15 protein-coding genes are annotated in these 12,222 nt (G+C 49.6%); 3 read left to right on the plus strand and 12 right to left on the minus strand.

Annotated elements, in window-relative coordinates; genetic code table 11:
* Both HMPREF3138_RS26855 and HMPREF3138_RS16085 read left to right on the plus strand, forming a co-directional pair.
* The coding region (locus HMPREF3138_RS26855) for a hypothetical protein (protein WP_210394226.1) at positions 1-438 on the plus strand (438 nt) is incomplete at its 5' end.
* 15 nt (positions 439-453) lie between these two features.
* Positions 454-933, plus strand: coding sequence for a GNAT family N-acetyltransferase (locus HMPREF3138_RS16085; RefSeq protein ID WP_038879354.1), 480 nt, complete (start codon positions 454-456; stop codon positions 931-933).
* A 479-nt stretch (positions 934-1,412) separates the two neighbouring features.
* Here HMPREF3138_RS16085 and HMPREF3138_RS16090 read toward each other — a convergent pair whose 3' ends face one another.
* The 10 genes from HMPREF3138_RS16090 to HMPREF3138_RS16135 all read right to left on the minus strand — a co-directional run bounded on the left by HMPREF3138_RS16090 (position 1,413) and on the right by HMPREF3138_RS16135 (position 9,936).
* The gene (locus HMPREF3138_RS16090; protein ID WP_038879356.1) at positions 1,413-1,952 is read right to left on the minus strand and encodes a helix-turn-helix transcriptional regulator; all 540 of its coding nucleotides are present in this window, start codon (positions 1,950-1,952) and stop codon (positions 1,413-1,415) included.
* A 120-nt stretch (positions 1,953-2,072) separates the two neighbouring features.
* A complete protein-coding gene (locus tag HMPREF3138_RS16095; RefSeq protein WP_049193478.1) occupies positions 2,073-2,627 on the minus strand; it encodes a fimbrial protein in 555 nt (184 codons plus the stop codon).
* Between the two features lie 9 nt (positions 2,628-2,636).
* A complete protein-coding gene (locus HMPREF3138_RS16100; protein ID WP_050572078.1) occupies positions 2,637-3,125 on the minus strand; it encodes a fimbrial protein in 489 nt (162 codons plus the stop codon).
* A gap of 16 nt (positions 3,126-3,141) precedes the next feature.
* Positions 3,142-3,636 carry a fimbrial protein gene (locus tag HMPREF3138_RS16105; protein WP_038879358.1) on the minus strand — a complete coding sequence of 165 codons (495 nt, stop codon included), beginning with the start codon at positions 3,634-3,636 and terminating at the stop codon, positions 3,142-3,144.
* An 83-nt stretch (positions 3,637-3,719) separates the two neighbouring features.
* Entirely contained in the window at positions 3,720-4,376 is a 657-nt protein-coding gene (locus HMPREF3138_RS16110) for a fimbrial protein (RefSeq protein WP_038879360.1), read from the minus strand.
* A 33-nt stretch (positions 4,377-4,409) separates the two neighbouring features.
* A complete protein-coding gene (locus HMPREF3138_RS16115; RefSeq protein ID WP_048234790.1) occupies positions 4,410-5,129 on the minus strand; it encodes a fimbria/pilus periplasmic chaperone in 720 nt (239 codons plus the stop codon).
* Between the two features lie 119 nt (positions 5,130-5,248).
* Positions 5,249-6,148: a hypothetical protein gene (locus tag HMPREF3138_RS26420; protein ID WP_139145159.1), complete on the minus strand. Its 900-nt coding sequence runs from the start codon at positions 6,146-6,148 to the stop codon at positions 5,249-5,251.
* A 1-nt stretch (position 6,149) separates the two neighbouring features.
* Entirely contained in the window at positions 6,150-8,699 is a 2,550-nt protein-coding gene (locus tag HMPREF3138_RS16125; protein WP_038879365.1) for an outer membrane usher protein, read from the minus strand.
* A gap of 46 nt (positions 8,700-8,745) precedes the next feature.
* Entirely contained in the window at positions 8,746-9,288 is a 543-nt protein-coding gene (locus HMPREF3138_RS16130) for a fimbrial protein (RefSeq protein ID WP_038879370.1), read from the minus strand.
* A 90-nt stretch (positions 9,289-9,378) separates the two neighbouring features.
* Positions 9,379-9,936: a fimbrial protein gene (locus tag HMPREF3138_RS16135; protein WP_038879374.1), complete on the minus strand. Its 558-nt coding sequence runs from the start codon at positions 9,934-9,936 to the stop codon at positions 9,379-9,381.
* Between the two features lie 526 nt (positions 9,937-10,462).
* On the opposite strand from HMPREF3138_RS16135, the gene HMPREF3138_RS16140 reads away from it, so the two are divergent.
* The gene (locus HMPREF3138_RS16140) at positions 10,463-11,227 is read left to right on the plus strand and encodes a transcriptional regulator (protein WP_050572079.1); all 765 of its coding nucleotides are present in this window, start codon (positions 10,463-10,465) and stop codon (positions 11,225-11,227) included.
* A gap of 136 nt (positions 11,228-11,363) precedes the next feature.
* Here the strand turns inward: HMPREF3138_RS16140 and HMPREF3138_RS16145 are convergent, their stop codons facing one another.
* Both HMPREF3138_RS16145 and HMPREF3138_RS26745 read right to left on the minus strand, forming a co-directional pair.
* Complete coding sequence (locus HMPREF3138_RS16145) at positions 11,364-11,849, minus strand: hypothetical protein (RefSeq protein ID WP_038879379.1); 486 nt, start codon at positions 11,847-11,849, stop codon at positions 11,364-11,366.
* A partial coding sequence (locus tag HMPREF3138_RS26745) for a hypothetical protein (protein WP_210394228.1) occupies positions 11,839-12,222 on the minus strand: 384 nt, incomplete at its 5' end. The genes HMPREF3138_RS26745 and HMPREF3138_RS16145, both read right to left, overlap by 11 nt.

Genomic DNA, 12,222 nt, shown 5'->3' on the forward strand with positions numbered 1-12,222 from the left:
CTCTCCATCGAACTGCGTTCGATTATTCGGCCCAAAGGCCTCACCCTGCGGGCCAGCGCTGAAGCGCTGTTCAACGCGGCGCAGGCGCCGGTTGTCCGAGTCCGGTCGCCCTATTCAGAAAAACCAGCCTTAGGGCTGGTTTTTTGCTTTCTGGAATACGGACTCTTCATCGAACTGCGTTCGATTATTCGGCCAAAGGCTTCACCCTGCGGGCCAGCGCTAAAGCGCTGTTCAACGCGGCGCCTGGAAACAAACCGTATGCCGTATATAAAGCAATCCTCCCTGTATATCGAGAAAGTCGCTCGAGTGGAACAACAGGCACAGATATCGGCCACGGTGATAAGCACATCGATGCGATCTCCCCCCTTCAGATACAGCACACTGGTTCAACTTCCGCTACGACGCGGTGGATCTTGTACTAAAATAAATTTTCTTTAACCATCAGGAGTTAAAATGGAAATTACAGTATGTGATGTGACTGACATTCCTGAACTGGCACGTTTGTTCGTAGAAATGGAGTCATATTATTTTGGCGAGGGAAGCATCAGTTATGAAGAGACGCTGTGCTACCTTTCGGAAAAAGTTTTTTCCACCTACTCCGCAGTAACGATTATAGGCGCTCGCAATGAAGACGCACTGGTAGGATTCGCCACTTTCAGCCTATTATTTCCCGCTCCACGCTGCAGTGGCCAGGCATTTATGAAAGAGCTTTTTACGTCCGAAAAAGCCAGGGGTAGGGGCGTAGGCAGAGCACTGATTCAATTCATTGCAACCTTTGCCCTCGAACATGGATGCTCTCGTCTCGATTGGACAGCAGAAGCGTCAAACCCCAAAGCCGGAGAGTTTTATCTCTCCATCGGCGCATCCCTGATCGAAGACAAGCAATACTTCCGCATGGAGGGCAAGGATTTGAAAGCATTTGCCGCAGGCTGAGCCCAATGACAATAGCAACCGGGCCGTACAGCCTCTTGCCTGCTAACGGGGGAGTACAAAAACCGGCTTTGTTCCCCCCGCCAAACCAAATTTCAGCCCCCCTCCCCAACAGGAAGGCAACTGACAATAAACTCGAACAAAGTTTTCGATAATTATAAATTCGATGCCCCCCACAGTCATCACTTAATCTATTGGCAAATAGAGAATTACCCCCACACTCTTGGTTCGATTATTCAGAGAAAATAGTCGAACTGGCAGTGGTGAAACCAATCAATTTTTTAGATTTTAGCGTAAATATTTCATTTCCGGTTCAAAATCAGACGTTTTCTTCTCACCAACCTAAAATGTTTATAAAAAGAGAATAGACTCAATAAAAAAAGCATTACTGCAGAAAGCAAAAAAAACACTCAAGTTCCTTTTTGTCAAAAACAGAAAGGTTTAAAACGATAAAATAGGAGACTTTCATTTTCACAAAGCTGTTAGTCATCTTGCGATATTAACCAATATGTGAACTCTCGTTGCCGATTCAACATCAACTTCTTCATAACCGAACGCTTATGGCTATGTACTGTTTTAACATGTATCCCTAAAAACCTGGCTGTTTGTGATTGATCAAAACCTTTTTTGAGATAGTCAACCACCTGCTTTTCCCGGTTGGTCAACATGCTGCCGGAAGACAGAGTATCATTAGGAACGTTGGTTATACGCGACGTCAGCAACTCAAACAGCCGGCTGCGGCTATCCGTTCGATAGAGTACGCTATCGTTTTCATTAAGGTTGCCAAACCTATATTCCTTAATCGTTACAATAGAACTCCCCGTCGTTTGGGTATTCCTTTTATACCAGCGATGCGCTCGCCATGTCGATGAGGCAATCACCACGTCGGGCCGTACATCATCCTCCTGAGTCAAAAACCTCACCGTCTTATGATATTCTTGCGCATATTCCATGATACTGAGCCGCAACCCCGCCGCAAAGTAATTGTTATCATCATCGATGGCGATAGTGATTAATTCCATTATTACCCCTCAGGAAGAATTGAAATAATAATTAAAAAAAAAGACAAGCAACCCATTAAGGTTAAATATCGGAAAGAAAAATAAATAACGCGCTACAAGATAAGAGCCAACGGTATGGCTTTACTCGTATTCCAGGTTGAAAGTGACAACAGAACTGAAATCACCATGAACTATGCTCTTGTTTTTAAGTGCTAATGGTTCACCACGAATATAGGCCTGAAGCCGAATTTGATTACTTCCGCTTACCAAAGGGATCTTTTTCCCTCGCTTATTCAATGGCAATGCCTCGCCTTCCAGGCTTTCCAAACCAATGGCGACACCACGGGCTATGCTATCAGCACCCAAGGTTAAATAGCCGGGTAGGCTACTGTTTTCACTACCGACAAAGGTTAGCGTCAGGGATTGCCCCAGGCTAAGATCGCACTCCGCTAACTGAATAGACAGCGGTATTGGTAACGTCCGTTGATAGCTATACAGGTATTTATCGATCACCGTGCCAAAGTCGAGCGGAATAATTTCACTGCCCGGCGGGATCACACAGGGCTCCGCCACCAGCTCGCCATGAAAATACAGGTTATCTTCTGCCCTTGAGCAGGGTGTAAATGCAATCAACAATGCCAATGCCAATGCCAATGCCAATGCCAATGCCACAGGAAAAGGTGAAAAAGCCTTCATATCAAGCTCCTAGAAAAACTCAGCCAGCAAAGTCGCGGTCGCAAAAAAAGCGCCTTCGGTCAACGTGGCCCCCGGTCTGCTCACCGGCACCGCCTCCAGCTGCGGCGGGCTACTGGGATCGATGGAAATAGAGCTGTAGATCATAAAGGGCTCGTCATTCTGATAAACACGAATCCCAAGATCCGCTTTATTACTCTGCAGCGCGGCCCCATCAAAAGCGGTGCCGTTTCCCTTCAACGTTAACCTAAGCTCCCAAGGCCGTGCCCCCGGCTCGCAATCAAGTTGATAATCAATCACTTGGCGGTAGTTCACGCCATCTACCTTTTTGATCCCCACGCGGGAGCCAAAATCGACGTCTATTTTCGCCCCGGCGTTAATCACGCACGGAGGTGGTGCGATCAAACCGCCGCGAAAGTGCATCGCAATTTCTTCCGCAGCCAGTCCCCCCTGAGACCACAGAACCAGACACACCATTGGAAAGACAAAACAAGACTTCATGCATTCACTCCAGGGGTTATTGATAGTCAATTCGCAGAGTCGCGGATGCGGTAAATTCTCCCGTCTCCAGATTGGTGCCAGCCCGTTTTACCAGCGCAGCATCCAGCTTAACCGGATTGGGATAGGTAAAATTGAGCCAAGAATTCAGCGCCAGTTGCTGCCCAGTCTGTCTTTGCAAGATGAGAATAGCCAAGCCATCCCGATTGGTGCTGAGCATCCCCTGGCCGAAATTGGCAACGCCGCCATGTACCTGCAAGCGCATGGCATTTTTATAGGGATTGTTGCAGGTAAACGAGAAACCTATCGGCACGCGATAAAAGTGACCATTAATGCGTGTCGTCATCACCTCATCGCCAAAATCTACCTCAATCGGCCGTCCATCATTGATGGTGCAAGGCAAGGGCTGCATCACCGTCACGCTGACTTTCACTGTTGCCGCTTGCGCGAAGGCCATCACGCCACTACCGTACAAAAGCAACGCAATCGCGGCCTGTCGTACTTTGATTTCCATTTTCACCCTTTACCCCTTAGCCATCTCCATTTTCCTTTCTCCTACACTCATACGGCGACCTGTTTGCAGCCTTGCCGGCCCCCTCAGTCATAGCTCAGATGAAAATCCACCACGGCGTAATAGTTGCCAGCCACCAAAGGCTGTGCGGTACGCTCAGCCATGATCCTGTAAACCAACACATTGCTCCCCGGCGTCAGCCATAACGGTTCACCACGGCTGCCCAAGCGCACGTTGCGGCCATGCTCATCCAGCATTCGTAACCCCATGCCACTCACGCCCTGCGCTTTTATCAGCTGTGGGCTATCCCGATCGGCCCGTGCGCTGAAGCTCACTCTGACCGCGGGCTGGCCCGGCGCCCAGCTTAACGCCCCCGTACGCTCATCCCGGCTGGCGGCCTGACTGCGCAAGCAATCACGCAGGCGCAGCTCAAACGCCACCGGCGTACCACGCGCCCCTATCTGTTTAAGCCATCCTGTCGCCACTTCGCCTAAACGAATATCCTGCCGGGCGCTGTCCATCTCCAGCCGGCAGGCGCTTTCCGTCAATGCGCCCCTAATGTGCAGCACGCCGTTAACACCTTCGACATCCCAGTTGTCCGCCGCCTGCGCGGCCGGCAGCATCCACAACAGGGCTACCAGGCTGAGTGGCGCCATCAGTACCAACCCGCACAGCACGACGTAGTAACGCAGTTCACTCAGCGCATATCGCCATTCGCCGTTATTAGCCTTGCTCTTTGCCATTGTTCCGCTCCTTAACGCCATCTCAACCACGGGCTACGATGTCTTTTTCTCCGGCACCACCGAGCAGGAATCGCCGTTGCAACTGAAACTCAGCTGTGGGCGACCGCCGTAGTCGTTTATGTAAGTCAATACAGGGCTACTACCGACGCTGGCGGCATTCACCGTCAAGGCGGCCTGCCCTTTCGGCGGCACCATAAACGGTTCAAAATTCTGCGGCCCCGACGCATTTTTACGGCTGGCGACATCTATGATGGTGACGTAGTACGGCGTCGGGTTATTGACGATGTACCTGTCGCCCTGTTTGGTCAGGGTCAACTGCTCCTGCCACGGCGCCGTGTTACGCTCCGGGGCGATCGCCGCCGGGCGGTAGAACAGCTTGATACGCGTCTGCAGGGCTATCTGCAGTGAGTTCGGCTTGTTGCTTTTCGGCGGGATCTCGCGCAGGTTGAAGTAGTACAGCGTTTCTCTGTCCTGGGGCAGCTGTTTGGCCGCCGGCAACGCCTGAATCTTTACCTGGCTAGGCTTACCCGGTTCGATGCGCTGCACCGGCGGCAGCACGGTCAACGGGCTTTGAATCTTGTTGCCTTGCTCGTCTTCCAGCCAGCCCTGCGCTAAATAAGGCAGCTGTTTATTCTGATTGCTGACGCTCAGGCTCACCGACTGCAGGCCACCATCGAAAACAACCCGGGTGCGATCTAAAGCGATGGCCGCCTGTGACGACACCGGCAAAAAAACACTGCCAATTAATGCCATTGCCGGCACGGCTCGCGCGAAATTATATTGCATAGAGATATTCATAAATAACCTTCCTCCCGGTAGTCAAATAAGGGTTTCAACCACCGAATTAAATAACAGCGTAAAATTTTAAATGGTTAAATAACTTCAAACACAATCAGCGCATTGCCAGAAAATGTGCCAGCATCTATACCGCTCAGCTGCGCGCCGTCCAATTTAGCGACAAACGCATAGGTCGCATTAAAACCGGGTGATACGTCAATCACCTGCTCATTAGACGAATCAGGCTCGCCAATCGACAACTTCGCTTTTATTTCATCATTCGTGCCGCTCTTACGCAGCGTTACCGTATTTGCGCCCACCTGATTGACATCGGTAAATCTGAGGCGGGCTTTTCCCGAAGTCCCGCCCTGGCAGGCAAGTTTGGCGGCAATGCCCTTCGCTTTATTTTCACCCGCGGTCATCACGCCAAAATCAATCTCGCCGCTGCTTTGCCACGTCACCGCGCAAGAAAGCGGCTCCGGTGGCCGTGGCGTGGTTGGCGGCAGAGGTGGAAGCGTACCGTCACAAGTAGAACCTAATCGGTGAGCGTAGCTACCGTCAGTAAAATCAAGATACATACACTGCGGATTATGCAACGCGTAAAGAAACCTCACCGTACTCGTGAAAGGCAAGATACGCCTAATTAGTTGATTGGCTTCGTAAGAGGTTAATACAGCGCCTGCCGGGGCAAAAGCAGCACTGAATGTCTCGCTATGCCCTCCCGCAGCCGCATGGTTAAAAATAAATAATCGAAGCCTACATCCTTGGTTAGTACAACGAACTGTTTTTCCATTAGCAAATGCTTTGTCATAGTCATCGAACATTATGGTAGAATAATGAAAATCTATCTCTGCCCATCGCGCCTGAGTCTCTGGTTCTGGCGGAGGCCCCTCCCAGCGCCAATCGGTGAATCTGCCGTCAATATACACTGCTTGTACCATTGCGCTGTAGAAAAGAATGGGTACAGAGAATATAAAGATAATTAACCTTCTCAATTTACACCCCGTTTTCCAATTGATATGAATTTATTCCCGACAATAACCGACAAGGGAGCAGCAGGTTATTTACCAGCATATCTGGCGGCAATAACATCGGCATTTGCACTTCGCACTGCGCAGCCCCACCCCAGTGCACGGTCATATTTTCTCCGGCTTTAATACCGCTCAGATAAACGCTGCCGCCGTCGTTGACAATGCCAGTCTCCTGTTGGCGCGCGTTCCTCACCGTCGCGCCGAACGGCGGCTCGCTGCCGTCCACCAACTTAATCACCGCCATCGCTTTTTCCCCGGCAATCACTTCGAATTTGCGGTAACCAATGGCGCCTTCGGTCAGCGTCGCCTGCACCACCGATTTTATTGCCTCAGCGCTATCGCCCAGCTTGTCCAGATCGATGCTGGCTTTGTTGCGGTAGTAACTGTTGACATCCGCCACCACCGCTTTCCCCCACAGGTTGGTCTCAGCTACGTTGCCATAGCCGCGTACCGGCACCCCACTCACTCCTCCGGAGTCCAGCAACAATCGGGTGCCCCCCGGCACATTGCTGCGATGCAAGGCTCCGCCTTCGGTAGTTAGCGTCATGCCGCCCTGTGCCGAAAAACCAACCGCGCTGTAGCGGTCCTGTTGATAACTGGCGTTAGCGGTTACGCGCGCTATATCACCATCGCGGTTGAAATAGCCGCTCAGGTTGGCGCCGCTGCGCGAAGTGCCGGCGCTGAGTTGGTAGTTGCTGCGATCGTCTACGCGATCGTAATAGCTTGCCCGATGGGTATTGTCATTACGGTTGAGCATCGTGTTGTAGCTTAATGTGGCACCAGTCCCCCACGGAACCGACAGCGACAAATACATGCCATCGTCATTGTGCTCGTTGTAACGATTACGATATGCCGACAGCGACAATCCCAAGTTTTTAAAGCGGCCCACATCAAAATAGCGCGACAGCGTCAGGTTATAGCGATCGTTGGCCGGTTTATCCCAATAAGTTTGATGGCTGTAGTTGAGATAAGCGCTCATCCCCCAGTCCCGCAGCTGCTGGTTATAGGTGATGGTGTACATCTCCTTGCTGTTGCCGAAACGCCGACCGTACTCGCGCGCATCCAGATATTCACTCATGCTCATGAAATTCTGCTGCGAGAAGCGGTAGCCGGCAAAGGTCACCTGGCTGTCCAGCTCATCGAAACTCTTCGAATAACTGAGGCGGTATGAACCGCCGCTCAGCGTTTCGCCGTTATACGGCAACTTAGCGCGCGACTGAGTGGCATCGAACGACAGCGCCCCCAGCATCATCAGATCGCGGCCGATGCCCAGCGCCGCAGCGTTATAATCGCCCCCAAGTATCGCACCGCCATACAGCGACCAGCCGTTGCTCACTCCCCAGGAAAACTCACCGGTGCCGAACAGCGGCCCGCGATAGCGGTGATCGAGATCAGAGGGTTTGCCCAAAGCCAGCTTGTAGCGCAACGCTCCCGGCCGCGTCAGATACGGGATGCTGGCAGTGCTCATCGTGAACGCCTGCACGCTGCCGTCTTGCTCTTCCACCCGCACGTCCAAATCGCCGGACACCGCATCATTCAGATCCTGAATGCGAAACGGCCCCGCCGCGACAGTGGTCTCGTACAACACCCGCCCCTGTTGGCTGATAATCACTTTGGCATTGCTCTTCGCCACCCCCGTCACCTCCGGCGCATAACCACGCAGGTTAGGCGGCAACATGTTGTCGTCTGACCGCAGGCTTAGGCCACCGAAACGGAAGCTGTCAAACAGCCCGGAATCAAGATACCCTTCACCAAGCGTCAGCTTTGAGCGCAATGCCGACACGGCCCGATAAGCGTAGTAACGGCTCCAGTCCAAACGCTTGTCAGTCGGTTGCCCCGACCCGGTCTGGTGATTTAGCTGCCCCTGCCAATCTGCCCGCAGCCGCCAGGCCCCCAGGTTAGCCCCCGCAGTACCGTTGCCGCTCATGCTATAGCCACGCGTACCCGCCTGTATCTGATGCTGGGTTTGTGCATTGAGGTTGTAGTCAAGCAACAGCCCCGGAATGCCTTCATCCCAGCGCGACGGGGGATCCCAATCCTCCGAAACATAGTCCAGATAGGCCTGCGGAATGCTGAGATAAAGTGACGAAGTGGCCAAGTCACCACGCACTTCCATGCCTTTCAAGCTGACCTCATCCAGACATTCCCCCTGATGCCACCAGCTCAAGTCTCGGTGCAGCGCCGTTTTCAGGCCCAACTGTTCCACTAAAGAACGCGAAACGCAGGCACGGCTACCGTTAGGATCATCGTCAGGTATATAGAAGGCTATTTTCTGTTCCGGTAAATCACTTTTATTTACGTGTACCGCCATACCGTAAGTGCCCGGCATAATGTAGCCGCTGCGAGAAAACTGACTCAGATCGATGTTTTTGCGATCGTTCACGTCCAGTACATCAATATTGAACTGGATTTCTTCCTGAGCGCTGGCACTAGAGGTGAAACCAAAGCAACACAACACGACTAAAGCACTCAAAATAGATAAACGAAATGGCTTTTCAGCAGGCAAAAACATCATATTGCTAACCTTTTATCTTTTAACTTCCCTGAAATAGTCGATCGACTCAGTAATAATCCATTTTGAATCTGACCGATGAAAAATAACTTCCCGCCGTTAATGGTTGATGATTCGCTATAAGTTTTATGACGTAATTCAACCGATAACTCCCCAGAGGGATTTTCATTAATGGTAATGGCACTCCCGGCCTGGCGACATTGCCATCGTTATCGCTTATTTTTAACGCAATGCCAGAGGCCTGGCCGCTAATACCAAACATCTCACCATCGGCATGGCCATCAAAAGTCACTTGAAATTGCTTCCACCCCGGCAAACTTTTATCCACTCTATCCAAAACACAATTCACTAATTTAATACTGAAAGGAACGTTTTTCCCCTGCCCATCCCGAGCAATATCAGAGATGGGAATAACATCCATATAGATAATTTGTTCACGGCTTGCCGTAGCAATCGCACAAGCGGCATCATTAATGGCCCCTTGCATATTGACGCGCCCCTCGCCTTGTGAAGCAGCAATAGCTTGCGAAACAAAGAAAAATGGTAACGACAATAGGCAAAACGCCCCTAAAATTTTTATCTGACGCTTCATTATTTTTCCCGTGAAATAACGGATTCTTGCAAATAGCATGCGGGCTGCCCCGCATGCTGATAATCATACGTATTTCGTTGGGTGAACGAATTACTGGTAAGCCAGGGTAAAATCAGCAACAGACTGGAATTCACCCGGAACAATTTGCGCCCCGGACGCGCCGCTACCTTGCAGATAGGCAGAGAAGCTGAGGGTGTTAGAACCATTCTGCAGAAGACGCGCATCGGTTGCCGTGCCTAAGGTAATGTTTTTACCGTTTCCGTCAGTCAGCGCAATGCCCGCGCCTTTGGCTGTTCCCGTAATCCCCAGCAGGGCGCTGTCCGCTTCAGAAGCGGAACCGGTGAAGGTCAGGGAAACTTTGTTATTGTTCTTAGATGGATCATTTGCATCCACAGTCAGATCGCAGTTTTCCAATTTAATCTGGAAAGGACGCGGCAAAGACTTACCGCCATCTTTCAAAGCCACATTGGAAATAGCCCCCAGCTCAACGGTCTGATCGATCGACTCAGGTGCAATAGAACATGGTGCATCGATAATAGAACCGCTGAAGGTCACCTTACCGTGCCCCTGGTCTTTAACTGCAGCATGAGCCAGTGAAGAAACACCAAACGCCATGACGGCAGCCAGCATGATTTTATTCAGTTTCATATAACCAATTATCCTTAATCGTATCAATACATAAGGTATTTTCTTAACGATGAGTAATACGCAGAGTAATAAATATCGGTCTGATGCTTTAAAAGACAGGCAGATTTTTGCACGCGACCATCATTGATGCAGTGGATAACTAGATTTAATAGGTCAGCCACATACCATTCAAGGGATAACCCAATATTACTCATCCCGTATTATTCATCCTGTCCCCAGCCGATGAAGTCCCCTATCGCCGGGGTGAAGTTACTTTATCGCTATCGCCCCTATCTTGAAATATTATTTTACCAAACAAGATAAATACGGAATTAAAAACCAAAAAACACATAAAAATTACATGACAGGACTAAAAATGACATAAATGAGTTAGATAATTAGAACTATATAAAAAATTAATTATGGACAAATTATCACTTAGTGACAGATATCAACGTTATTGTAAAACCCAGAGAGTGAGGGTTATTGAAAAATAGAGTATCTCAGCGCAGAATTCCTTCCCGAAACAAAAAATGAGAGGATTCCTATGATTTTCATCATAAATGGAAGGGTTAGATTCAATGAATACGAAGGAACCCTAGAGAGTGTTAGCACACCACATAACATGCAGCCACTAGCAGCCGCAACGTGCCGCTTGCTTTCTATTTTTGTTAGGAACAATGAAATGCTGATTAAGCGCCAACAATTACTTGAAGAAGTGTGGGAGGAGCGCGGGCTAAAAGGAACGAACAGCAATTTAAATAACTACATCTCGCTATTACGCCGCCACCTGGCGCAACTTGGTGAAACGGAGTTGATAATCACATATCCCAGACAAGGATTTAAGTTCGTTGCAAATAAAATTAGCCGACACGCCACTGCAGAACCGGAAAAAGAAAAAAATGCCATGGAGGAAAACATTGTATCAGGGCAAACCGCCCCCAGGGGACGTGGAAGTGGAAAATTATTGTCGATATGGCGGCAGCTCCAGCGCTGGAATAAATGGTTCAATCTCATTCTATTCATCAGCATAGCTGCATTGATCACGGTCAGCCATCAGTACTCCGCTCGTAATAATACTTTCATCGGCACTCAATTCGCAGGTTGCAAAATATACAGTATGGGGTGGGATTATCCTGAGAATGAAACAGTAACTGACATGGTAAGAGCCTATGTCAATTGCCAGAAAAAGACTAAAGTTTATTACTATGACAAAATCACGCAGGATAACAGGCAGTTTGAAGAGAAAATGCTCGTATCCTGCAGAGAAAATGCAGGCCGCCAACCTTGCGAAGTGGTTTATATTCCATAAATGAGTAACGTTTTTCACTACCAGTGATACAAAAACAGCAAGATGTCCGTTCACGGACACGTTCAACCTGCCGTTATTTGCTATACACGCCATCACCAACCACATCCCATAATCGTCTCATTATGGGATGTTCACATCATTTTCTGGTTACGGAACACAGCAGTTCAGGCTGCCTGCCGTAGTACATAATAAAATTGTCGTCATTCAATTTAGCAATTTTTAAAACATAGTAATGTTTTTCCTCACCCAACAGAAACGTCTGCGCATCGGAGTAGGTGAAGTTATCCATGGGTTGAAGGATTTTCTTTTCAATGGCGACATAGTAGTACCCACGATGATAGTGATACTTCGTTTCGAGCACACGGGCTATCACCTGCTTCTTTCCATCCTGATAGGCTAAACCGTTAAGCGTAATGGTCGCGCGGCGCCATCCCGAACGCACGATGTTAACGTACAAACCGCTGGTTACCGTCCCATTCGGCGTCATGCGCGTCGTCGATAAAGACGCATTACACTCAGGAAAATCTCGCGAGGCGGTCAATAAATAAATCAATATAACAATAACAAGGGCAATAGCAGCAGATAATGCCAGGTAGAAAGCGCGGCGCGAGCTAACCTTCATTGATCACCTCAAACTCATCTTCACAGTGCGCATCCATATTCTTAACGCGGTGTTTCGGGCAATACGAGATGAAATCAATCAGCTTTTTGTAGTTTGTATAATGGTATGTCAATTGAGAGTAATAAACTGTTGCCGGTACATCACAATCAAAACCACGGCTTTTGAGCATTTCCAGGGCGTCGGCAATATACCGCTCGTCGATCCGCTCGCTGGCGTTCAGCGTCTCCACGCGGCAAGATTTGTAGCTGGCGATCTGGGTCTGATAAGCGGTGTCGTAACGTTCGGTAAAAAAGTAAACGCCCGCCAATACCAACGCAATCCCGATAAACAACAGCGTTACCTTAGGGAAGGTGCGAATAAGCAGGTCATTTCT

The organism is Serratia sp. HMSC15F11, assembly GCF_001808215.1.
Taxonomy (GTDB): Bacteria; Pseudomonadota; Gammaproteobacteria; order Enterobacterales; family Enterobacteriaceae; genus Serratia; species Serratia nevei.